A 21,278-nucleotide genomic window follows, 5' to 3' on the forward strand; every position below is an offset into this window, starting at 1 on the left:
AAGATGAGCGACGAACTCCCGCCGAAACAGTTGTTCGTGGACGCTAGCGTCTTCATCACTCTCGCGGAAATTGACCACCTTAATCTACTCGCTGGACTCGACGGGGAGGTGGTCGTACCGTGGGCCGTGGCCGACGAAATCTCCGACGAACCGGCCGCTTCACATCTCGATTCGGCCAGTGACGACTGGCTTCGAATCGTGGACGCCGTCGAAACTGCTGGAGCCGAGACTGTCAACCATGCGGCGTCACATCTCGACGCAACGCCTGTCAGTAGAAACGCCGACCGGGACGACGCCCCCGAGTTCGAAGGAGACGTTGCACTCCTTGCTCTCGGTATGGTTGTAGAAAATCCGGTCGTCGTGACTGACGACAAACCGCTACGGAAGGCCTGCAAGGCGCTCGGCGTCTCTCTGTCCGGGTCCATCGGTGTACTGGTCGCAGCAGTCGAGACGGGAGTCCTTGACCCGGACGCCGCCAAGGATGCACTCGTCACCATGGACGAGGTAGGGGCGAGATTGAGCGCCCGTCTGCTCCGGCGCGCCGAGAAGCTAGTCGACAGCGCGGCCGAGTGACTGCACTCGCGCTACAATTCGCGGATTTTGGCTCTCTGCTCGGCGGCTACCGGAACCTCCCACGCGACGACCGCCAGCGACCCGACTATCAGGACGCCCCCGGCTATCGCCAGCGCCAGTAGCGGCGACGAGAAGTCCGACACCGCGCCGCTCGCCAACTGGAACGGAATCACGGTCAGGCCGCTGACCATCGCCATCGAGCTCAGGACCGTCGCCCGGCCGAGCGACTCGGTGCGGTCGTTGACGTACTGGCTGGCGAGCGCGCGGGTCGCGTCCGCGATGCCGCGGGCAAGCAGAAGAACGGGGAGCGCCAGCACCGGGACGGCGTACATCCCGACCAGCGCCGCGCCGACGGCGAACGGCAGGACGAGAAACCACGTCCGGAGTCCGATTCGGTCCCTGATGGCTCCGGCGTAGTAGCTGACGCCAGCGCCGACGAGACTTATTGCGGCGTAGTACCACCCGAGAAGCGACTCGACGCGGCCTGACGCGACGCCGAGGTCCACGACGACCGACTCGAAGACGGGTTGGACGAACATGAAGACGAGATAGAGGACCGCGGCGAACAGGACGTAGTAGTAGACAACGAACGCGCGAATCCGGCGGTTCGTCACCGTTTCGCGCACGATGCCCACGCTCCGCCGGAGCGAGAGGTCGTCTCGGTCGGTCTCCTCGTAGGTGTCGGATTCGGAGACCGAGAGCAAGACCGGAAGCCCGAGCGCGGTGACTCCGGCGGCGACGAAGAAGGGGTACGCGAGGTCAAGGTTTCCGAGGTAGCCGCCGACGACGGCCGCGCCGACGCCCGTCAACAGAGAGACTGACTCGCCGCGCCCGCGGACCCGCGAAAACTCGTCGGCCGAGCGGTCGTCGGTCAGGGTATCGTAGAGCCACGCGTCCTCGCTCCCCGACCGGAAGTTGTAGCCCATCGACCAGCAGACGTAGAGAGCGACGAGCGCCGGAAATGACCCCGCGAAGCCGATGGCGACGAGCGTCGCCGCGATGAGTCCGGTCCCGACCAGCAGGCTGTTTCGGCGGCCGATTCGGTCTCCGATGTAGCCCGTCGGCACCTCGCCCAGAACCGTCGTGACGTTGTAGGTCGCTTCGAGCAGGGCGATTTGGGTGAACGATAGCCCCTGCGAGAGGAAGTAGAGGTACATCACGGGCCGGTAGAACTCGACCGCTTTCGTCGCCTTGTAGAGGTAGTACCTGACCACGGCCGAGTCCGGTAGACGAGACCACTCGCGCTCTGTCATCGACAGCGACGATACTCCCGAACCTCGGAAACGTCTTGTTATGACCGAATCGGGCGAAGCGTAATAAAACGGCCGAGGCGGGCGAAACTACTGCCGAAATCGGCCGACTACTTCACCCGACGACCCTCGTCGGTGACTACTCCACCAGTCGCACGTCGTCGCCGACCGCCACCTCGTCCGCACTGCCCGCCGGGAGTTCGATTAGCTGGTCGGCCTCGGCCTCCGCCAGTCCGGTCCACGCCGAGAGGCGCTCTTTGTGCTGGACTTCGCCGTCCTGCAACCACAGCACGTCAAGCGGGAAGGGGACGAACACCATATGTACGTCGCGGGCGTCCACGCCGTCGAATCGAAACACGAGCGCGTAGTCGTCGGGAATCGACCGCCGGAACATCAGGCCGCGGGCCTGCGAGAGGAACGAGTCGGCGGTCTCGACCTCGGTGGCGAGGACCTGCTCGGTCCGGCCGTCGTCGCGTACCAGTCGCACGACCGAAAGTGTTCGCGGCGGCACGAAAAACGTTTCCGTCCGCGACAGGGGCCGAATCGGTGGTTTCCGCGCCACGCTCGGCCGCGGTGGAGACGCCCATCGCCGCACCCTTATTACCGACGCCGACCAACGACCGTGCGATGAAGGAGACGCCCACCGGGACCCCGGTCGGCGTGGACGACCCCTACGACCACGCGGGACGCTGCGACCATCTCACCGACGAGGGCAAGTGCCGGTTCGCCTTCGACCATCCCGAGCAGGACCCGGAGTTCGCCCGCGAGCGCAGGCGCGAGGACCTGCGGTGCCCCGCCGCCGACCCTGACGGCGAGGCGTCGTGCGCCTCGAAAAAGAGCGGTGGAACCGCGAGCGGCGACTGGGACTGGGCGTCCTGTCCGCACTACCGCTGTCGAAAGCGCGACCGCAAGTGCGTCCGGTGCGGTCTCGAAGAGCGCCGGATGGCCCACTCCGACGAGCGCCCGCTCCTCGAAGAGCATCACCTCTCGTACCCCGGTGAACGGGGTTCACAGAGCAATCCGACGCCGTCCGATGACGCGGGCGAGGGCGAGACGCTCGGCCACGAAATCACGGTCTACCTCTGTCGGTGGTGCCACGCGAAGGTCCACAAGTCGTGGGCGCGCATCGACGACGACGCGAACCCGGACCCCGAGGCAATCGCCGAGACGGAGGACCGCCGGTCGCGCGAGCAGTCGGAGACCGGGTTCGAGTCGGCCGCCGAGCGATTCCACGCAGACGACGAGTGACAGAATCGGCCGCGAACCGCCGGTTTTTGCTCGGTCGCCTCGAAACGCCGATATGGACCATCCGACAGAACTCGGTCACGTCCACCTGAAGGTCCGCGACGTGGACCGCTCCGTGGCGTTCTACCGCGACGTGTTGGGTCTCGACGTGACCGAGCGAATCGGCGACTACGCGTTCCTCTCGTGGGGCGAGAAGCATCACGACGTTGCCTTGCAGGGCCGTGGCCCGGACGCCGAGGGTCCCGGTCCCGGCGTCGGGATGTACCACGTCGCCTTCGAAGTGCCGGACGCCGACGCGCTCCGGGCGACCTACCGCCGACTCCGCGAGCGCGGCGTCGAAGTCGCGCCCGTGGACCACGGCATCAGCAAGGCGCTGTACTTCGACGACCCCGACGGAAACGGCGTGGAGGTGTATCTCGACACGCGCGAGGAACGCGACCGAGAGGAGTGGCGCGGCGAGAACGCGCGGTTCGACCCCGAATCGCTCGGAGCGTGATACGGGTCCGGCGAGCCTCTGGGTGGTCGATTCGACGTGGTTTCGTTCGATTCGACTCGACTCGATTTTCCCGTCATCGAACTGCTTTAGTAGGGCTACTAACTACGATTCGTCAATGACTCGTATCGTCGTAGTTGACAACCACGGGCAGTTCACGCACTTGGAACACCGCGCGCTCCGCGACATGGGCGTCGAGACCGAAATCATCGATAACACGACGCCGCCGGAAGAAATCGATGCCGACGGACTCGTCCTCTCGGGCGGTCCCGACATCGAGAACATCGGCAACTGCGCCGACTACTTCGACCTCGACGTGCCCGTGCTGGGCATCTGTCTCGGCATGCAGATAATCGCCGACGAACTGGGCGGCCGGGTCGGCGAGGGCGAGTACGGTGGTTACGCCGACGTGAGCGTCGAGGTTCTGGCCGACGACGACCCGCTCGTCGGGTCGCTCGCGCCCGAGACGCGCGTCTGGGCGAGTCACGCCGACGAGGTCAAGGAAGTTCCTGAGGGCTTTTCCCGGACCGCGACCAGCGACGTGTGCGGCGTCGAAGCGATGGCCGACGCCGACCGGGACCTCTACGGCGTCCAGTGGCACCCCGAGGTTGCCCACACCGAGGAGGGCGAGGAAGTGTTCGAGAACTTCCGGGCAATCTGCGAGTAAGCAGAGAGTAGCACCTTTTATTTTCCGCGGCAGAAAATCTCGAGTATGACAGCGACGCAGGGCGACCTCGCCAATCTGTCGCGGTATATCTTTCGCGCGCCGCGATGGTACGCCAGCGTGACGTTCGCGCTCCTCATCGCCGCCGTCGCTGGCGTCGGCGCGTTCGACTCCCAGTTCGTGCTGGAAGACGCGTGGCAGGGCGTCTTCTTTATCGGCGTCCCGACCGTCGCCGCCAGCCTCCTGACCACGCCGGTTGACCGCTGGCTGGGCGGCCAGTTGACCTACAGTCGGTCGTCGCTACTGGCGCTGACCTGCGAAGTCGTCATCGTCGCCATCATGGCGGCGGCGGGAGCGATAGCTGAACTCACGTCGCATCTCGGCCAGCAGTTCGTCTTCGACGCGCTCATCGTGGGCGTCGCCTCGGTGTTCGCGCTCCGCCTGCTGGTCGTCATGGCGGTCTCGCGGCGGTCGGTTCTCATCGCGGTGATTCCGGCCAGCATCCAGACGGCCGCGGCCGCCCTCCTGTTTTTCATCTACAGCGGCACGATGAAGTATCTCTACGTCGGGGGCGGCCCGCTGATCGAGATTCTGTTCATGCGGGCCGACGAGGCACCGCCGGAACTCGGGGTTATCGTCCCCGTGGACTTCGCCCTGCTCGCCATCATGTGCCTTATCTACGGGTTCGCGGTCTGGGCGTTCGTCCAGTTCATCGACCGGCCGTGGAAGCGAAGCCTCGGCGTGAGCGTGCTGGACTTTGTCCGTGGATTCATCGGCCACATCGCGGAGGGGACCAACGAACTGGAAGGATTCTTCGAGGACATCGGCGAGGAAGCCGTGGTGCCCGTGACGGTCCTCGCGTTCCGGAGCGCAGACAGCGGAACCGAGAAGGCCCGGTTCGTCCTCCCGATGATTCACCCCGGCCCGATGGGGGAAATCGGCGGCGGCAACCTGCCCAAGCGCGTCGCCGAGTCGGCCGAGGGCATCGCCTTCCCGCCACACGCCACCGCGGGACACGACTTCAACCTCGTCACCGAACACGAGGTCGAGACCCTCATCGAGACGGCCGACGAGGCCTTCGAGAACATCGAATATCACGACACCGCGACACCCGCGATTCGCGTCCAAGAGGGCGATGCCAAACTCGTCGGGCAGGCGTTCGGCGGCGACGCCCTGCTGGTGGCGACCTACTCGCCGGAGTTCGCCGACGACGTGGAGTACGCGGTCGGTCTCTCGGCCGCCGCGGAGGCCCGGTCGGCGGGCGTCGAGGACGTGATGCTCGTGGACGCGCACAACTGTAACAACGGACTGCAAGGGCCGGACCTCGGCCACGTCTACCCCGGTAGCGAGCGCTCGTTCGACATGATGCAGGCCGCGGGCGAGACCGGAGACAGACTGGCCGAGACCGAACAGGCCCCCGTCAGGATGGGCGTCGCGTGGGACGCGACCGACTGGACTCCCCTCGACGGCATCGGTCCGCTCGGGGTCCGCGTCTCGATTCTGGAGGTCGGCGACCACCGCACGGCCTACGTCCTCGTGGACGGCAACAACATGGAACCCGGCCTGCGCGACCGCATCGTCGCGCGACTGACCGGCGAGCAAGAGGGCGTCGGCGAGACCGACTCCGCCGCCGCGGCCGACGGCGCACCGCTCCCGGCCATCGACGAGGCCGAAGTGATGACCACGGACACCCACATCGTCAATCAGGTCGAGGCCTCGAATCAGGTCGGCGAGTCCATCGACCAAGACGAACTCGTCGCCGTCATCGACCGCCTCGTCGGCAAGGCGGCCGACGACCTCGAACCGGTCGAGGCGGGCATGGCAACCGAGCGCGCCGAGGTGACGGTGTTCGGCAACGACCGGACCGAGACGCTGGCCAGTCACGCCAACGCGCTCATCTCGATGGGCGCGGCGCTGGCCGCGACGGTCATCATGGCCGCGATGGCCCTGAGCCTGCTCATCTTCTTCCTCGCGGGGTCATGAGTCGGGATTCGGTTTCGAATAGTCTCTCGTCGCTGGTAGACATCGCACGTTGAATCGGCGACTCGCATCTCCAAACTATTATATATAAATTTGTGGAGGTAGTCGCTACCCAGGGTGCCAACTTTTCTGCCGTGGGTTGCTCTCTGCCTGTCTCAACGGGATTCGGTTCTGGACGGTGGCTGAGTGTACCAGAGCGCCCAGAGAATTAACACGCCCTGCAGTGGGAGTCGGCCCCAGCGAACGAGGTCGGAGGGGTCGCCACCGCCCGACAACCCCTCGATGACGACCCCGTGGGTCGCCATGTAGACGTTTGCAGGAAAGATTGCAACGAGTAACGCGACCGTCGCCCAGGCTGCGCGTTGTCGAGTTCGGGGAATCAATAGCCCGACCCCGACGGCTATTTCGGCGAGGCCGGACAGATAGACGAGTACGAGCGCTGCCGGAAACACCGGCGGGACGATCTGGACGTACAACTCCGGCACGACGAAATGCAGAACGCCTGCGACGACGTACGCCGGACCCATTAAATAAAGTAACGGGCGCTTGAGCCGGTGTAGAATCTCGTTCATACTCGATGGATACCTCTCACGGAGGTGAAACAGTTTCGCTCTCTGGCCGAGGACTGCGCTCCCCGGCCGTGACCTGCTACTCTCTCACAGAATGTCGTGAATCAGGGCGTTCTCCACGAGGTTGGAGTAGCCTCGGTGGAGGCGGGCCGAGGCGGCGTTCTTCGAGATGCCGAGTTCGTCGGCCAACTCGCCGAGCGACGCTTCTCCCGGCACCTCGAAATACCCCATTCGGTAGGCGGTCACGAGCGCCTCGCGCTGTTCGTCGGTGACGCCGTACCGGCCGAACGCCTCGGGGTGGGCCGAGTTGTGAAGCCACCGGAGTTCGAAAGAGAGGTCGTGGGTCGCGGCGTACTCTTGGAACTCCGAGACCATCTCGTCGTCGGGAAAGAGCAGTTCGACCGACCAGTCGGTACCGTCGCTGGTGGCCTGAAGCACCGTCGCGTCAACCTCCGAGACGGCGTAGACGATTCCCTTCGAGTCGCGCTTCCACGCGACCCGATAGAGGCGCTGGTCGCCGTGGTCCTCCAGCGTGGTGACGCCCTCGACGCTCGGGTCGTCTTCTAGCACCGCCTCGAAAGTCTCGAAGTCGCCGCCCGCGGCCCAGAAGTACGGCGTCACGTCCTCGTCCTCGACGGCGACCCGTTCGATTTCGATCTGCATCTCGGGGACGCGTTCGAGCGTCCACCCCAATAGGAAGTCGTTTCCCGGAACGGTAAACGCGGCTACTACGCTCATTACTACCCACTCCGCGGTATCACGTATTAATTGTGATTTTTCTTTGAACTGTCCCGCTCGCTCGGTCCGGGCGATGCGACGCTCCGAACCGGATCGAAAAAACACCGCAAGGTACCCCTACCCGCGGTGTTCACGGCATTTCGGGCGTTATAAATAGGTCTTGTGATGCCTGAATAGGTTGCGCGCCGCCGGATTTCGAAATTATTCGCTTCGCGCTCGGCCGGGTCAACGACTCTCGATAGCATCCGCTCCCGGCAAGAAATATCCGCGAGAACGGTGAGTCCGAAGTCAGTCCTCGGCGTCGGCGAACAGTTCGTCAACCGCCGACCGGGCCGCCAGCGCGGCGTCCTCGGCGATTTCGTCTTCCTCGTCGGCTTCGGGCGCGTTGAGATACACGTCCACGTCGAGGACGCCATCTTCGAACTCGACAGTTACGTCGAGGTCCTTGACCGTCGAGTTCTGCAACCGAGCGAATATCAGGCCCTCGGCTGCCTCGGCGGCCGTCTGGACGACTTCGTCGTCAGTCGGCATTTATGCGCCGCCAGCGCCGCCGCCCATTCCCGGTCCCTGCGGGCCGCCGGGACCGCCACCGCCGCCGAGCATGTTCTGAAGCTCGGACTGGAGGCTCTCGAACTGCTCCTGCACGCGCTCTTCCTGCTTCTGGAGGGTCTCGACGCGGATTTCGAGGCTGTCTACCTTCTCGTCGAGGTCGTCCTGCGCCTCGTCGTAGCCGGTCTTGACGAGCAGTTCGCCGACCTCTCGGTACATCGTGGTGTCCTCGTCGATGTCGTCGAGTTCGTCGAGGGCGGTCTGGGCCTCGTTGAGCTGGGTCTCAGCCTGATTCTTCTGGGCAGCGACCTGCTGTGCGGTCTCCTGTAGGTCCTGTAGCTCTTCGAGTTTCTCTTGTGCTTCCGGTGGTAGATTACCCTGCATACCTACGGAAATGCGACCCGGACAGAAAAACCCCCGCTTTCGGTTTTGTCGGTCCAAGCGAGGGCGTCGGATTCGGCGGTTCGCGGTCGGCTGATGGGTCGCTCGACGGGTGTGAGCCGAACGGACGCTGTCGAGTCGGAGGTGTCTCCGCCGAGCCGCAGTGCTGTGCGGTCCCGACTGGCGTCGGCAGCCACTCGCTTTTCCAGACCTCGCCGAGAAAGTAACAGCTACCGCCGACGCCATCGTTGCCCGCCCGCACCGCTACGCGAGACTCGACGTGCGCTCCGCGACTTCGACCAGCGACCCCCACGTATTACACCCCGCGCGGAGCGCCACGAGGTCGTCCGCGACGACGCGGACGACCACCGCTACCTCCTCGCGCGATACCGTCGCGGCCGAGCGCTCGCCGTCGATTTCGCCGACCTCTTGGGCGACGGCGCGGGCGATTGCGCGAGCGCGCGCGGGCGACTCGTACTCGAACCGAAGCGTCGCGTCGTGCGGTCGGCGTTTCGACTCATCGGCGTCGTACGACCGCGCGCTCGCGTCAGAAGAGTCGCCCATGAAGAGCGGCGAGTTAGTGGACTTCGACCGTCTTCACGTCGCGGCTCCGCTCCTTCAGGAGGACGCGGTGCCCGCAGTACGGACAGCGAACGCCGCCGTACTCGTCGAGTTCCACGTCGCGCTTACACCGCGAACACTTGTAGCTCATTCTTCGTCTTCGCCGAGCGCGGCACGGATGGAACGCGTGACCGTCCGGCCCGCGGGCGTCTCGGGGCGGTAGGTACCGCCCGCGTACTTGTAGCCGCAACTGCTGCACTGCCAGATACCGGTCCCCTGACGGTCAACGTCGTCGGTACCGCACTCGGGACAGGTGTGGTCGGCGTTCATGTCGCTCTCGATGTCGGCGACGCGCTTGCGGGAGACGCGGCCGTATCGCGCGCCGAAGCGACCGGCGCTTCCGGTTCGACTCTTCGTGTTTTCGGCCATAGTACTGCGCATTTGCCCCGGCGCGCTGATAAAGCCTTTGAGTCGAGGCGGCGCTCAGGCCGCCGTCGTGGTTGCGGGCGCGTCCTCGTCGGGGTCGTCGGCGGGCACGCTCGGGTCCGTCGGGTCGGAGTCCTCGCCGTCGGGCACGCCGTCGCCGTCGGAATCGGCGTTCGTCGGGTCGCTCCCGCGCTCGACTTCCTCGCCGTCTTCGAGTCCGTCCTCGTCAGTATCTGGAGCGGTCGGGTCGGTGCCGTACTCGTTCACCTCCTCGCCGTCTTCGAGTCCGTCCTCGTCTGAATCAGCGTTCGTCGGGTCGGTGCCTGCCTCGATTTCTTCGCCGTCGGTTAGCCCGTCGTCGTCGGTATCTGGCACGGTCGGGTCGGTTCCGTACTCGTTCACCTCCTCGCCGTCGGTCAGTGCATCCTCATCGGTGTCTGCCGCGGTCGGGTCGGTTCCTGCCTCGATTTCTTCGCCGTCGAGCAGGCCATCGTCGTCGGTATCTGGGACGGTCGGGTCGGTGCCGTACTCGTTCACTTCCTCGCCGTCGAGCAGGCCATCGTCGTCCGAGTCCGGACTTGTCGGGTCAGTACCTGTCTCAACCTCTTCGCCGTCGGCGAGTCCATCCTCATCGGTGTCTGCCGCGGTCGGGTCGGTACCTGCCTCAATTTCTTCGCCGTCGGCAAGTCCATCCTCATCGGTGTCCGCCGCGGTCGGGTCGGTGTCGAGTTCCTTGATTTCGCGGGCGTCGTCTAACCCGTCGCCGTCGGTGTCGGCGCTCTCGGGGTCGGTGCCCGCTTCCTCCTCCTCGGCGTCGGTCAGACCGTCCTCGTCGGAGTCTGCTGGCGTCGTCGTGGTCGTGGTTGTCGCAGTAGTGGTTGTCGTTGCAGTAGTCGTTGTGGTCGTCGTGGTCGTAGTTGTCGTGGTCGTAGTCGTCGTGGTCGTGGTTGTCGCAGTAGTGGTTGTCGTAGTCGTCTCGGTAGTTGTGGAAGTGGTCTCAGTCGTCGCGGTCGTCTCGGTTGTACCAGTCGTCGTGGTTGCAGTCGTGGTAGTCGTTTCGGTGGTAGTCGTTTCGGTGGTAGTCGTCTCCGTGGTAGTCGTTTCGGTGGTAGTCGTCTCCGTGGTAGTCGTTTCGGTGGTCGTCGGTTCCGCCGTGGTGGTCGTCTTAGTCGTCGTTGCCGTCGTTTCTGTTGTCGGTGCGTCCTCTCCGGAGGGACCTGTGTCCCCTGTCGTCGTTTCCGTTGTTGTCGTCTCCGTGGTGGTCGTGGCTCCGTCTTCTGTCGTCGTCGTGGTCGTCGTCTCGGTCGCTGTTTCCGTCGTCGTCTCGATCGTGGTCGTCTCGTTCTCGTCCGCCGTATCCTGCGCGGACGTACTCGACGGGTCGAGGGGGTCGCTCCCTCGTTCGACTTCCTCACCGTCGGTGAAGCCGTCGTCGTCGGTGTCCGCGAGCGTCGCGTTCGTCCCGACTTCGTTTATCTCTCGCCCGTCGTCCAGTCCGTCATCGTCGGTATCGGCCATGCTCGGGTCGCTGAGCGGTTCCTCCAGTAACTCCTCGCCGTCGGTGAGTCCGTCGCCGTCGGTATCGGAGTCGGTTGGGTCGGTCGGTTCCAAATCGTAGTTCGGGAGACCAGCCACCTCGAAGCCGTCTTCGAGTCCATCGCCGTCGGTGTCCGGGTCTTGGGGGTCGGTACCGAGTTCGCGCTCGCGGCCATCGGTCAGGTTGTCCTCGTCGGAATCGGGACCATCGACGGTCGTCACCGGCGTTCGCCTCTCAGTTGTTGTGGTAGTCGTCGTTTCAGTGGTTGTCTCGGTTGTCGTCGGTTCCTCCGTGGTCGTTGCAGTCGTCGTGGTCGTAGTGTCGATGGTCGAAGTCGTGGTTTCAGTGGTCGTAGTGTCGATGGTCGAAGTCGTGGTTTCAGTGGTCGTAGTGTCGATGGTCGAAGTCGTGGTTTCAGTGGTCGTAGTGTCGATGGTCGAAGTCGTGGTTTCAGTGGTCGTGGTGTCGGTCATCCTCGTGGTCGTTGTCGTGCCCGGACTCGCCGAGTCCAGCGGGTCGGTCCCCTCTCGAACCTCCTCGCCGTCCCAGTAGCCGTCGCCGTCGGTGTCAGGATTCTCGGGGTCGGTGCCGAGTTCGCGCTCGCGGTCGTCGGTGAGGCCGTCGCTGTCGCTGTCGGTCGGTTCGGGGTCGTTGGGGTTGGTCGGGTCGCTTCCTTGCCGGACTTCCTCGAAGTCGGCCAGTCCGTCACTGTCGGTGTCCGAGTCGGTCGGGTCCGTGTTGAAGTCGTAAATCTCCTCGAAGTCGTCGAGTCCGTCGCCGTCGGTGTCGGGATTCTCGGGGTCGGTGCCGAGTTCGCGCTCCTGTGGGTCGGCGAGACCGTCGCCGTCGGCGTCCTGCGAGGCCGGGTCGCCAGCGTCCAGCGGGTCGCTATCTCGCTCGATTTCCTCGCCGTCGGTGAGACCGTCACCGTCCGAGTCCGGTCCCGTCGGGTCAGTGTTGTAGCGGTCTACCTCCTCGCCGTCGGTGAGACCGTCGTCGTCCGTGTCGGGGTCGGTCGGGTCGGTTCCCAGCCCACGGAACTCCTCACCGTCGGGCACGCCGTCGCCGTCGCTGTCGGGATTTCGCGGGTCGGAGCCGAGTTCGCGCTCCTGTTCTCTGGCGAGTCCGTCGCCGTCGGCGTCGGTCTCGCTGGGGTCGTTGGGGTCGAGGGGGTCGCTCCCGCGCTCGACTTCCTCGCCGTCTTCGAGTCCGTCGCCGTCGGTGTCTCCGTCGGTCGGGATGGTGTTCCACTGATTGAGTTCCGCACCATCGCTGAGACCGTCGGTGTCCGTGTCCGCGCTGGTCGGTTCGGTCCGCAGGACGAACACCTCGTCGCCGTCGGTGAGACCGTCGCCGTCCGTGTCGGGGTCTGTCGGGTCGGTTCCGATGCGGCGCTCGCGGTCGTCGCGGAGACCGTCGCCGTCGGAATCGGCCACTCGGGTCCCCTCGCCGTCTCCGCCGTTACCGCCGTCGCCGTCACCGCCAGCACCTCCATCGCCGTAGTGGTGATGGACCTCGACGCGCTTGTTCACGACGGTCTGGGTCTGCTCGACGATGACCGTCGGCTTGACCACCTGTCGCTCGACGGAATCCCGGACGACGATTGCGGCGCTCTGACGGAGGACGAGCAGAATCTGGCTCAGTTCGAGGTTCACGACGGTTCGCCGTTCGTTCGCGCACGTCGGACAGGCCGACAGCGCGTTTCGGCAGGTCCCCTGCGCGGCGAACTGCACTTGCTCGACTGTCGCCCGCTGGGACTGCGAGACGGACCCGGACGCGGACGCTTGGGCCGCGACCTGCTGTTGCTCGATGGTTACCTGCTGGCTCCGGGCGGCCGCGCCCTTCGCGGCCCCCGCGGCCGCGGCCTGCACCTGCTCGACGCGGGCGCGCTGGCTCTGGGAGAGCGCGCCGGAACTCCCGCCGAGCGCCGACACCTGCACTTGCTTGACGTTGTTCTCTTGGCTCCCCTCGATGGCCCCCTTCGCCGCCCCGAGCGCCGCGTACTTCGACTTCTCGGTGCCGGAGACGCGATACTGCTCCAGCGTCCCGTAGGAAGCCCCCTGTGCGGCCTCGCGTATCTTGCCGACGCGGTCGCTTTCGGTCCCGACCGCTCCGCGGGTCGCGCCCGCCGCGGCTCCTTCGGCGGCCTTCTGCAACTGCTCGACCTCGACTTGCTGGTGCTGTGCGACCGCGCCGTGGGTCGCGCCGTAACTCGCCGACTGCAACTGCTCGACGCTGGCGTTCTGGCGCTGAGAGAGACTTCCCTTGGTCCCGCCGCCGACGCCCGCCGCGATTTGCGATTGGTTCACCGCGGCCCCTTGGGCCTGCATCAGCGCGCCGTAGGAGGCCCCTTTGACGGACGCCTGAATCTGCTCGACCGAGGCGTTCTGCACCTGCGAGACCGCCGTCAGCGCCCCGTCTCTCGCCGACGCCAGTTGCTCTTGGGTTACGTTCACGCCCTGTTCGCTGGCGAGCGCGGCCGCCTCTTTCACGCCGGTCGAGACGGCCGACTGCTGGGTCGCCGAGAGTCCGTGCGTCTCTTCGGCGGGCGCGAGCGCCGGAAGGTCGCGCTTCGGGGCGTTCGCTTCGTTCGGAATCCCCGCGAGCGTCGGCACCGCTCCCGACAGTTTCGCCAAGCCGAGACGCTCGCGCACCGCCGAGAGCGACTGGGCGCTCGAAAGCGATGCTTGTGATATCTGCGCGGTCCCGGCGGCCGCTCTCTGCGATGTCGATTCTCGGCCGTCGTCGCGCCCGGCGAGCGCGGTCGATGCGCCCGCCGTCGCAACGAAGAGGACGACAACCAGCACGGCCAATTTCTCCCGTCCGGTGGTCGAGTCGTCAGTGGACATGCTCGCTCGCCGTGTCGAGAGACCGAACTAAAACCACGGAAGAACGTTTTGGCAGATTTACGCGCCGAACGTCCGCTTGAACGGACCTATCCGTTTCGTGACGGGAATCTCGTCGCGGCCGCGACGGACGGTCCGAACGACAATCGTCACGGTCGGCGACGGCGACACGAGCGATTACTCCGTCGTCTGCGAGGACGGAGAGCGGACCTCGCTCAGCTATCGTGACCGTAAACGGTCATGTACCGCGCGTGAAAACCGTAATCGCTCACGACGCCTGCGAAATCCGGATGTAAACGGGTCACTCCCCGTCGTCGGTCGGCGGATTGACCAACTCGTGGGCGATGACCGCGAGCGAAGCCACCAACCCCGCGATTGCGCCCGGAATCCCCGTGAACTGTCCGACCAGAAACCCGCCCCCGGAAAGCAGCGGAATGGCCGCGAGGACCGCGTCGTAGTAGCTGAGCATTACGTAATTAGATATAATTACGAACCCTAAGAAGCTTGGGGCCTCCGGTCGTCGGCCATCCGGTCGAACGGGGTCGTCTGACTCGTCGGGCCGTCAGACCATCGAACACGCCATATCCGCCGGAGTCGTCAGCCCTGCCGGACCCGCGACACCCGCCGCTACGAGGGGGTTTGCTCGCTTCAGAAACGCCGCGCTCACCCGGACTGGAGACCGGCCTCGGCGAGCGCGTCGTTGAGGTCCGCCCGGACTCGCTCGCCGCGCTCGCGGTCCATCGCGGTCGTGACGACGCGGTTCTCCTGCACGCTGGAGCCGTCCCGGATGAGCATCCGGACGTTGCCGTTCTCGTCGGCGCGGGTCGCCTTCGCCCGGACGCCGGTCCGACTGCCCGACCCGCCCGCGTCGATGGGACCGGGGATTATCTTCTTGACGTGCGGGTGGCCCGCGACCGTCTCGATTGCGGTCCGGCCCGCGCGGTCGCCGATGAGCGTCGAGTGACTCCCGCCTAGCTTCTCGGCCGGACTCGCCTCCACGACTTCCAGCGCGCGGTCCCCCCGGCGCGCGAGGACGCTCTCGACGGCTCCGTCCTCACCGCTATCGCCGATGCGGTAGAACGAGTGGTGGAGTTGGCTCCGAGTCGCCCGAAGCACGTCCCGGTCGCCCGCGGCGTACACCTCCTCGGGGCGCTTGCGCCGCACCTCGTCGGCGACCCGCCCCGCGAAGTTCCGGAGTTCCACGACACCCGCCTCGCCGCCGTCCTCGGGCGTGGTCGTGACGTGAGTCTCGCCGACGATGTCCTCGTCGTCCAACATCGTCAGCGTCGCGCGGTCGCGGTCGAGTTCCAGCACCACGGCGTCGGCGTTGGGCGTCCGACAGACCAGACAGTAGTCGCCCGGTCGTTCGAGGGGGGACGCACACTGCCGACAGTCCATACCCAATCCTAGCTCTGGCGTCGGTTTAACCCCGGTGCTTTCGGTTGGCAGTCAGCGGTCGTCGGTCGTGGAGTCGTCAGGAAACACCGAGTTCGGCAGTTCCACTTCGAGTTCGGCCGCCGCCTCAGCGGGCGAATCAAACTCGACTGGGGGAAGCGTCGCCACGGTCGCATCGGTCGTCTCGGCGAGGACTTCGGGGTTGGTCCGCTCGGCGGTCGTCGCCCCCTCGTACTCGTTGAGGACGATACCCGTGACCGAAACCCCGCGACGCCGGAGCGCCTCGACCGTCAGCGCGGTGTGATTCAACGTCCCGAGGCCCGACCGGGCGACGACGAGCGCCGGGAGTCCGAGGTCGGCCACGAGGTCCACGACCTCCCGGCCGTCGGCCAACGGGACCCGCAGACCGCCGATACCTTCGACCACGCCGACCTCGCTCTCGGCCAGCGCCTGCTGGCAGTCCGACAGAATTTCGGCGTAGGCCAGCGACTCGCCTGACTCCTCGGCCGCCACCGCGGGAGCCAGCGGCGGTTCGAGTCGTCGGAGACAGGTGGCGGCGTCGTCGGTGCCGCACGCCTCGGCGACGAATCCCGCGTCGTCGTCGGGCGGATAGCCGGTCTGAGCTGGTTTCACGGCTCGGGCGTCGAGGTCCGATTCGCGGAGTCGCGCGACTACCGCGGCCGTCACTATCGTCTTGCCGACGCCGGTATCGGTGCCGACGACGGCGAAGTGTTGGTGGTCGGTCATACGATGTCGAGTTGCGTCGCTTCTCTCTCGAAGGCGTCGAGACAGGCGTCTATGTCCGCTTCGGTGTGGGTCGCCATCGGTGCAACCCGGATGCGACTCGTGCCGTCCGGGACCGTCGGCGGCCGGATGGCCGGAGCAACAACATCTGAGTCGCGGAGGCGGTCGGCGAGCGCCAGCGCGTCGGACCGGTCGCCGACCAGCACCGGGAGAATGTGCGAGTCGCCGAGGATTTCGAAGCCCAGCGACGCCAGTCCATCCCGGAGGTATTCGACGTTGGCCCAGAATCCGTCTCGAACGTCGCCCTCGCTGGCGATTCTGAGGGCCTCGCGGGCCGCCCCGACGGCTGGTGGCGCGAGACCGGTCGAGTAGACGAACGACCGCGCCTCGTTGACCAGCAGTTCCACGAGCGGTTCGTCACCGGCGACGTAGCCGCCCTGACTGGCGAGCGCTTTCGAGAGCGTTCCCATCTGGATGTCCACGCGGTCCGAGAGACCTTCGCGCTGGACGATACCCCCGCCGTTTTCGTGGAGACCGGTGGCGTGGGCCTCGTCCACCATCACCCACGCGCCGTGTCGCTCGGCGGCGTCGCAGATAGCTTCAAGCGGCGCGACCGTCCCGTCCATGCTGAACACGCTATCGGTCACGACCAGCCACCGCTCGTCGGCCGCCGGGTCGGACTCGGCCCGCTCGGCCATCCGGTCGGCGAGCGCGTCGGCGTCGCAGTGGTCGTAAACGACGGTTTTCGCCCCGGAGAGCCGACAGCCGTCCACGATGCTGGCGTGGTTCAACTCGTCGGAGAAGATAACGTCCGGGTCGAGCGCCCCGACAGTGCCGACGTTTGCGGCGTAGCCCGACGAGAAGACCAGCGCGCGCTCGGCGTCTTTGGTCTCTGCGAGGTCGCGTTCGAGTGCCCGGTGGAGAGCGGTGTCACCCGTGACGAGTCGGCTCGCGCCAGCGCCGGTCCCGATATCGCTGGCGGCGTCGGCGGCCGCCCGCTCGACTCGTGGGTCGTCGGCGAGACCGAGGTAGTTGTTCGCGGCGAACACAAGTCGCTCCTCGTCGGCGAACGCCGGTTCGTCACCCTTCGGGTCGGGCGCGAACCGGGTCCGGGCGGTGACGCCTTCGGCGGGTTCGAGGACCCGCCGGAGGTCCCGAGACTCACGGTCGGCCAGCGGTTTCTCGGGGTCGAACCCCCTATCGGGGGCGTCTCGGTCGGCCATGACAGATTAGAAGCCCGGCATCAGTTCCGCCGGGCCGAACACGCCGTAGTCGCCAGCCCGGTTGCGCCGGACAGCGGACTTCAGGTAGCCGAGCGCGGGACCGTTGACGTTCGCGGCCATGCTGGTCGCGTCGTCCAGTTGGAACGTGTTCGTCCCGCGCTCGCCGTCGAAGGTCCGGCCGGTGACGCGGACCGTCGTGGTCGTCGGCTTCTCGTCGTTGCGCACGTCGAGGACGCCGCCGACCGTCACGTCCTCGGCGTCACAGATGCCCGCCCGTTCGAGAAGCACGTCGTCGGCGTGTTCCATATCCTCGAACTCGATGACGCCGTCGTGTTCCGCGACGACCGCCTCGATTTCGTCCTCGCTCATCTCGCGGGCGGTCTCCATGTCGTAGTCGTCGAGGTGGGCGATGTCTTCCCGGACCGTCCCCCGGTTGTCCTCGTAGCCCGACTTGAGACCGACGCCCCACCGGATTTCGACCTCCTCGACCTCGACGAACGATTGGGCGGCAAGGGCGGCCGCGCCGGTGAGGACGCCGGGAGTCGCTCCCGCACCGCAGACGAAGGTGATACCCGAGTCTCGGAAGGACTCCTCGCGGTCTTCGAGTTCCCCGATGACCCGCGAGCGTTTCAACACGTCCACGAGGACTCCCTCGTAGTCGGCGTCGGCAAACTGCTCGGCGATTCGGGGGATGAAGTCGTGTTCGAGGTTCGGGAGCGCCATCACCACCGCGTCGATGGCGTCGCTCTCGGCGATGACGTCTTCGATGGGCGTCTCGGTCGGTTCGCCCTGCTCGGAGGCGACGACGCCCGCGTCCTCGCCGCGCTGTTTGACGGCCGCACCGCCGTCGGTTCGGGCCGGGTCGGTGTCGCCGGTCCCGTCGCCCGCGATGTTGCCCTCCGTCGCGTCGAGGAGTTCGTCGGCGTCGAGACCGTCGTGGTCGATTGCGACCCCGTGGCGGTCACAGGCCGCGACGGGGGTGAGACCGTCCTTGTCCGTACTCACTTCGAGCGTTCGTCTGCCGATACCGCCGGTGCCGAGTACCGCGAAGTTGATGTCGTCCATGATGAATGAAGATTCTCAGTCGTCCGTCGCGTTCGGTTCGCTGGCGTTGCTGGTCGCGGACCCCGCGGCGGTCTCGACGGCCGCTCCGTCGTCGCTCGACCGGGCCTTGACCGCCTCGGGGTCGAACTCGTTTTGGTCCGTGTTGGGTTCGAGTCCGGCGCGTTCGACCACTTCGATGTCGTCGCCGGGCGACTGGCCCTCTGTCGTGAGGTAGTCGCCGGTGAGCATCCCGTCGGCACCTGCCTCGAATGGCAGGTGTTGCTCGTCGGCGTCGAGGTTGACCTCGCGGCCGCCGGTGAGTCGGACCCGCGCCTCCGGGTGGAGGAGTCGGTACACCGCGATGGTCTCGATAATCTCCTCGGTCGAGATGTCGGCGGTTCCGTCCTCGCCCATCGGCGTCCCCTCGACCGGATTGAGGATGTTGACCGGGAGCGACGAGACCCCGATATCCCGGAGCGCCAGCGCGGCGTCCACTCGGTCGGTCGGGGCCTCGCCCATGCCGAGGATGACGCCCGCACAGAGGTCCATCCCGGCGGCTTTCGCGCGTTCGAGGGTCTTCACTCGGTCCTCGAACTCGTGCGTCGAGACGACCTCCGGGAAGTAGTTCGGTGAGGTCTCGATGTTGTGATTGTAATGGTTGATACCCTCGTCGGCGAGAATTTCGGCTTCCTCCTCGGTCAGGATGCCGAGGCTGGCGTCTACCTCCACGTCGGTCTCGTCGCGGACGAGTCGAATCGCTTGGATGACCTCGTCCCACTCGTCAGGGCGCTTCTCCTTGCTGACGCCCTTCTCCGCGACGACGATGCCGAACCGCTGTGCGCCGTCGCGCTCGGCCCGCTTGGCCGCTTCGAGTATCTCCTCGGGACCGAGAAAGCCGTAGTTGTCGATGCCCGTGTCGAAGTGGACAGACTGTGCGCAGAACCCGCAGTCCTCCGCGCAGTTGCCCGCCTTCGCGTTTACGATACTACACGCGTCTACCGTGTCGTCGCCGTAGTAGGCCCGCACGTAGTCGGCGGCGGGCGCAAGGTCCTCGACGGGTTGCGCCAGCAACGCGAGCGCGTCGCGCCGGTCGAGGCGCTCGCCGTCGATGACTCTGGCGACCGCGTCGTCTACCGTCCGATTGCCTGTCCTGTCAACCACGTCAGCTAGTTGAGTTTACGAGCGTCATAGTAGTTTGGAAAGCCAAGGAGAGTAATATGAAAATTGAAACGAGCGGGATTGCAGGCGGGTCGGATTCGGCTTCTCAGGAGGCCGACTCGACCTCGTTGGCGAGGTCGGTCCCGCAGTTCCGACAGCAGGTCGCGCCCAATGGGACCGACGTGCCACACTCAGAACGAGCCTTGCAGTCCCGGAGGACCCGCCGCTGAGAGGCGTTTCGGTACTTGTACGGGCCGTGGACGAAGGTTTTGAAATTCTGGGTGTCTGTACTCTAAATACGGCCGCTAACTCTCAGAGATTACTCCTCGGCGGGGTCGTTCTTCATGAACTCCCGGAGGACCACCGTCGCGTACGACCCCTTCGGGAGCGCGAACTCGAAGGTCAAGGGGTCGCGCTCGATTGCGAGGTCGGTCCGGACCAGTATCGCGCGCCGGGTGCCAGTCGAGTGGAACTCGCCCGGCAGGTCGAAGTCCTCGGGAGCGAGGTCCAACTCGTCCAGGACCTCGCGCTCGATGTCGCCGTGCTCGCCCTCGGCGAGTTCCGTCTCGGTCCCGACCAGCGGCGCGGTCACGAACGCCCGACCGCGCTCGCAGTGGCGTGCGACGGTTTCGACCCGGCGCTCGGTCACGCGCTGTTCGCGGTCGGGGTCCGGCAGGGCGAGACCGTCAACCTCCTCGGCGAAACAGACAACGTCGCCTTCGACCGGGCGGTGGAAGGGCAGGTCTCGCTCCAGTCGCTCGCTCAGAATCTTGTTGAAGGCGTACGACTGGGCCGCGTTGACGAACAGTCGCTGGAGGTTCGAGGGGACGGCTTCCAGCGCCGCCCGGAAGTCCTCGGGGTCGTCGCCGCCCGACTCGACCAACTGATTCGCCATCGCGCGCTCGAAGCCGAGGCGCGGGGGGATGGCGTCGAGCGCGGCCTGCCAGTCGCGTTCCTCGAAGGCGTCTTCGGCCTCGCGGCGGGCGCGCTGGCTCCCCTCGGGTTCGGTCTCGTAGGGGTTGGCGACGTAGGCCCGGACGGCCTCCTCCCACTCGCCGCGGACGACGTGGAGACCGACATCGTGAGTAACGGGGCGGCGACTCCCGAACCGCTGTTGGCCGAAGAAGTTGGGGACGCCGACCGCGCCCGCCGACTCGTCGGCCCAGTCGGCCAGTTGCCCGCGAATCTCCTCAGCGTTCTCGGGGCGTTCGGTGTCCCGGAGCGTAATCTCGAACTCGTTGCCCGCGAGGTCGCCGAACTGGATTCCGCGGCCCGAGCGACCCAACACTTCGATGTCGGCGTCGTAGATGGAGACTTCGGCGAGGTCCGACTTGTCGATTTTCCGGAGGCTGAACAGTTGGGTCGTGACGGCGTACTTGTCCTTGGTTCCGGCCCACGAGACGCGCTCGCGGCTGATTCCCAGCGCGTCGGCGAGTCGCTTGGCGAAGTCGTTGGTGTCCCACTCCCGGAGCGTCGCCCGGACGACGAGGTGGGGGTACGCGCCGGGGTCGGCGTCGGCGGGTTCGGCGTCGAACCGCTCTATCTCCCGGACGCGGAAGTCCTCGGGAGAGTCCCTGAGTCGCCCGCCCACGCCGTCGCCGTCGCTGACGAAATATTCGATGCCGACCGCCCGCTCGACTGGGTACGCCTCGCGCATTCGCTCGGTCTTGGTGGTCGGTGGGCTTGTATCTGGCTTCCTGCGACGAGGGGGTACCGAGATGTTGCGAGCCGAGCGGGAGCGAGCGACCCGACTACAGAGGCGGTTCTTGCGGTTCCTCGAACCTGTTTAGCTCGTCGCGTCGGTGGGTATCGGTCGTCGGTAGTGCGGTTCGCTCGTTCGGTTTCGGAGTCGAAGCGGCCGAACCGCTCGTCCGACATCCTCGCAGACCGATACTTGTTTCA

General features: G+C 66.1%; 22 protein-coding genes. 5 read left to right on the plus strand and 17 right to left on the minus strand.

All coding sequences use genetic code 11. From position 1 onward, the window contains the following. Positions 1-3: 3 nt before the first annotated feature. Positions 4-573 (plus strand): DUF3368 domain-containing protein, encoded by a 570-nt coding sequence (locus tag EP007_RS10035; RefSeq protein WP_128477525.1) that lies wholly within the window; start codon positions 4-6, stop codon positions 571-573. A gap of 11 nt (positions 574-584) precedes the next feature. On the opposite strand, the gene EP007_RS10040 is transcribed toward EP007_RS10035, so the two are convergent. Continuing rightward, positions 585-1,826, minus strand: a complete 1,242-nt coding sequence (locus tag EP007_RS10040; protein WP_208023482.1) for an MFS transporter — start codon at positions 1,824-1,826, stop codon at positions 585-587. A 136-nt stretch (positions 1,827-1,962) separates the two neighbouring features. Then, a complete protein-coding gene (locus EP007_RS10045; RefSeq protein ID WP_128477526.1) occupies positions 1,963-2,310 on the minus strand; it encodes a DUF192 domain-containing protein in 348 nt (115 codons plus the stop codon). A 140-nt stretch (positions 2,311-2,450) separates the two neighbouring features. Between EP007_RS10045 and EP007_RS10050 the strand changes: the two genes are divergently transcribed. The 4 genes from EP007_RS10050 to EP007_RS10065 all read left to right on the plus strand — a co-directional run bounded on the left by EP007_RS10050 (position 2,451) and on the right by EP007_RS10065 (position 6,208). Beyond that, entirely contained in the window at positions 2,451-3,071 is a 621-nt protein-coding gene (locus EP007_RS10050; protein ID WP_128478561.1) for a DUF7097 family protein, read from the plus strand. A 52-nt stretch (positions 3,072-3,123) separates the two neighbouring features. Next, entirely contained in the window at positions 3,124-3,564 is a 441-nt protein-coding gene (locus EP007_RS10055) for a VOC family protein (protein WP_128477527.1), read from the plus strand. 115 nt (positions 3,565-3,679) lie between these two features. Beyond that, the gene (locus EP007_RS10060; protein WP_128477528.1) at positions 3,680-4,228 is read left to right on the plus strand and encodes a GMP synthase subunit A; all 549 of its coding nucleotides are present in this window, start codon (positions 3,680-3,682) and stop codon (positions 4,226-4,228) included. A gap of 45 nt (positions 4,229-4,273) precedes the next feature. After that, entirely contained in the window at positions 4,274-6,208 is a 1,935-nt protein-coding gene (locus tag EP007_RS10065) for a DUF2070 family protein (RefSeq protein ID WP_128477529.1), read from the plus strand. Positions 6,209-6,360: 152 nt separating this feature from the next. Here EP007_RS10065 and EP007_RS10070 read toward each other — a convergent pair whose 3' ends face one another. The 15 genes from EP007_RS10070 to truD form a co-directional block, all read right to left on the minus strand. Then, on the minus strand, positions 6,361-6,777 hold the full coding sequence (locus tag EP007_RS10070) for a DoxX family protein (protein ID WP_243700364.1): 417 nt from the start codon (positions 6,775-6,777) through the stop codon (positions 6,361-6,363). Positions 6,778-6,861: 84 nt separating this feature from the next. Continuing rightward, on the minus strand, positions 6,862-7,512 hold the full coding sequence (locus tag EP007_RS10075; RefSeq protein WP_128477530.1) for a helix-turn-helix domain-containing protein: 651 nt from the start codon (positions 7,510-7,512) through the stop codon (positions 6,862-6,864). Positions 7,513-7,800: 288 nt separating this feature from the next. Next, positions 7,801-8,043 (minus strand): DUF3194 domain-containing protein, encoded by a 243-nt coding sequence (locus tag EP007_RS10080; protein ID WP_128477531.1) that lies wholly within the window; start codon positions 8,041-8,043, stop codon positions 7,801-7,803. Continuing rightward, positions 8,044-8,445 carry a prefoldin subunit beta gene (locus EP007_RS10085; protein ID WP_128477532.1) on the minus strand — a complete coding sequence of 134 codons (402 nt, stop codon included), beginning with the start codon at positions 8,443-8,445 and terminating at the stop codon, positions 8,044-8,046. It lies immediately after the preceding gene. A gap of 261 nt (positions 8,446-8,706) precedes the next feature. Then, positions 8,707-9,006 (minus strand): KEOPS complex subunit Pcc1, encoded by a 300-nt coding sequence (locus tag EP007_RS10090; protein WP_128477533.1) that lies wholly within the window; start codon positions 9,004-9,006, stop codon positions 8,707-8,709. A 13-nt stretch (positions 9,007-9,019) separates the two neighbouring features. Next, the gene (locus tag EP007_RS10095; RefSeq protein ID WP_128477534.1) at positions 9,020-9,154 is read right to left on the minus strand and encodes a DNA-directed RNA polymerase subunit P; all 135 of its coding nucleotides are present in this window, start codon (positions 9,152-9,154) and stop codon (positions 9,020-9,022) included. Continuing rightward, entirely contained in the window at positions 9,151-9,432 is a 282-nt protein-coding gene (locus EP007_RS10100; RefSeq protein WP_128477535.1) for a 50S ribosomal protein L37ae, read from the minus strand. The genes EP007_RS10095 and EP007_RS10100 overlap by 4 nt, the downstream gene beginning before the upstream one ends. A gap of 54 nt (positions 9,433-9,486) precedes the next feature. Further along, positions 9,487-13,815, minus strand: coding sequence for a hypothetical protein (locus EP007_RS17775; RefSeq protein WP_208023483.1), 4,329 nt, complete (start codon positions 13,813-13,815; stop codon positions 9,487-9,489). Between the two features lie 298 nt (positions 13,816-14,113). Beyond that, complete coding sequence (locus EP007_RS17470; RefSeq protein WP_166035530.1) at positions 14,114-14,281, minus strand: hypothetical protein; 168 nt, start codon at positions 14,279-14,281, stop codon at positions 14,114-14,116. Positions 14,282-14,475: 194 nt separating this feature from the next. Beyond that, on the minus strand, positions 14,476-15,210 hold the full coding sequence (locus EP007_RS10110) for a DUF2103 domain-containing protein (protein WP_128477536.1): 735 nt from the start codon (positions 15,208-15,210) through the stop codon (positions 14,476-14,478). A gap of 51 nt (positions 15,211-15,261) precedes the next feature. Then, positions 15,262-15,954 (minus strand): dethiobiotin synthase, encoded by a 693-nt coding sequence (gene bioD, locus EP007_RS10115; protein WP_128477537.1) that lies wholly within the window; start codon positions 15,952-15,954, stop codon positions 15,262-15,264. Then, positions 15,951-17,174, minus strand: a complete 1,224-nt coding sequence (locus EP007_RS10120) for an aminotransferase class I/II-fold pyridoxal phosphate-dependent enzyme (RefSeq protein ID WP_128477538.1) — start codon at positions 17,172-17,174, stop codon at positions 15,951-15,953. The genes bioD and EP007_RS10120 overlap by 4 nt, the downstream gene beginning before the upstream one ends. 6 nt (positions 17,175-17,180) lie before the next feature. Continuing rightward, a complete protein-coding gene (locus EP007_RS10125; protein WP_128477539.1) occupies positions 17,181-18,239 on the minus strand; it encodes a transcriptional regulator in 1,059 nt (352 codons plus the stop codon). 15 nt (positions 18,240-18,254) lie between these two features. Beyond that, complete coding sequence (gene bioB, locus EP007_RS10130; RefSeq protein ID WP_128477540.1) at positions 18,255-19,379, minus strand: biotin synthase BioB; 1,125 nt, start codon at positions 19,377-19,379, stop codon at positions 18,255-18,257. 316 nt (positions 19,380-19,695) lie between these two features. Continuing rightward, the gene (gene truD, locus EP007_RS10135; RefSeq protein WP_128477541.1) at positions 19,696-21,033 is read right to left on the minus strand and encodes a tRNA pseudouridine(13) synthase TruD; all 1,338 of its coding nucleotides are present in this window, start codon (positions 21,031-21,033) and stop codon (positions 19,696-19,698) included. Positions 21,034-21,278: the final 245 nt, after the last annotated feature.

Origin of the sequence: Halorussus pelagicus (genome assembly GCF_004087835.1) — an archaeon.
Taxonomy (GTDB): domain Archaea; phylum Halobacteriota; class Halobacteria; order Halobacteriales; family Haladaptataceae; genus Halorussus; species Halorussus pelagicus.

What these genes read in the sequence shown, in the direction of transcription:
- EP007_RS10035 (WP_128477525.1), top strand. Translation starts at nt 4, where the DNA reads ATGAGCGACGAACTCCCGCCGAAACAGTTGTTCGTGGACGCTAGCGTC.
- EP007_RS10040 (WP_208023482.1), bottom strand. Translation starts at nt 1,826, where the DNA reads ATGACAGAGCGCGAGTGGTCTCGTCTACCGGACTCGGCCGTGGTCAGG.
- EP007_RS10050 (WP_128478561.1), top strand. Translation starts at nt 2,451, where the DNA reads ATGAAGGAGACGCCCACCGGGACCCCGGTCGGCGTGGACGACCCCTAC.
- EP007_RS10055 (WP_128477527.1), top strand. Translation starts at nt 3,124, where the DNA reads ATGGACCATCCGACAGAACTCGGTCACGTCCACCTGAAGGTCCGCGAC.
- EP007_RS10060 (WP_128477528.1), top strand. Translation starts at nt 3,680, where the DNA reads ATGACTCGTATCGTCGTAGTTGACAACCACGGGCAGTTCACGCACTTG.
- EP007_RS10065 (WP_128477529.1), top strand. Translation starts at nt 4,274, where the DNA reads ATGACAGCGACGCAGGGCGACCTCGCCAATCTGTCGCGGTATATCTTT.
- EP007_RS10070 (WP_243700364.1), bottom strand. Translation starts at nt 6,777, where the DNA reads ATGAACGAGATTCTACACCGGCTCAAGCGCCCGTTACTTTATTTAATG.
- EP007_RS10075 (WP_128477530.1), bottom strand. Translation starts at nt 7,512, where the DNA reads ATGAGCGTAGTAGCCGCGTTTACCGTTCCGGGAAACGACTTCCTATTG.
- EP007_RS10080 (WP_128477531.1), bottom strand. Translation starts at nt 8,043, where the DNA reads ATGCCGACTGACGACGAAGTCGTCCAGACGGCCGCCGAGGCAGCCGAG.
- EP007_RS10085 (WP_128477532.1), bottom strand. Translation starts at nt 8,445, where the DNA reads ATGCAGGGTAATCTACCACCGGAAGCACAAGAGAAACTCGAAGAGCTA.
- EP007_RS10090 (WP_128477533.1), bottom strand. Translation starts at nt 9,006, where the DNA reads ATGGGCGACTCTTCTGACGCGAGCGCGCGGTCGTACGACGCCGATGAG.
- EP007_RS10095 (WP_128477534.1), bottom strand. Translation starts at nt 9,154, where the DNA reads ATGAGCTACAAGTGTTCGCGGTGTAAGCGCGACGTGGAACTCGACGAG.
- EP007_RS10100 (WP_128477535.1), bottom strand. Translation starts at nt 9,432, where the DNA reads ATGGCCGAAAACACGAAGAGTCGAACCGGAAGCGCCGGTCGCTTCGGC.
- EP007_RS17775 (WP_208023483.1), bottom strand. Translation starts at nt 13,815, where the DNA reads ATGTCCACTGACGACTCGACCACCGGACGGGAGAAATTGGCCGTGCTG.
- EP007_RS17470 (WP_166035530.1), bottom strand. Translation starts at nt 14,281, where the DNA reads ATGCTCAGCTACTACGACGCGGTCCTCGCGGCCATTCCGCTGCTTTCC.
- EP007_RS10110 (WP_128477536.1), bottom strand. Translation starts at nt 15,210, where the DNA reads ATGGACTGTCGGCAGTGTGCGTCCCCCCTCGAACGACCGGGCGACTAC.
- bioD (WP_128477537.1), bottom strand. Translation starts at nt 15,954, where the DNA reads ATGACCGACCACCAACACTTCGCCGTCGTCGGCACCGATACCGGCGTC.
- EP007_RS10120 (WP_128477538.1), bottom strand. Translation starts at nt 17,174, where the DNA reads ATGGCCGACCGAGACGCCCCCGATAGGGGGTTCGACCCCGAGAAACCG.
- EP007_RS10125 (WP_128477539.1), bottom strand. Translation starts at nt 18,239, where the DNA reads ATGGACGACATCAACTTCGCGGTACTCGGCACCGGCGGTATCGGCAGA.
- truD (WP_128477541.1), bottom strand. Translation starts at nt 21,033, where the DNA reads ATGCGCGAGGCGTACCCAGTCGAGCGGGCGGTCGGCATCGAATATTTC.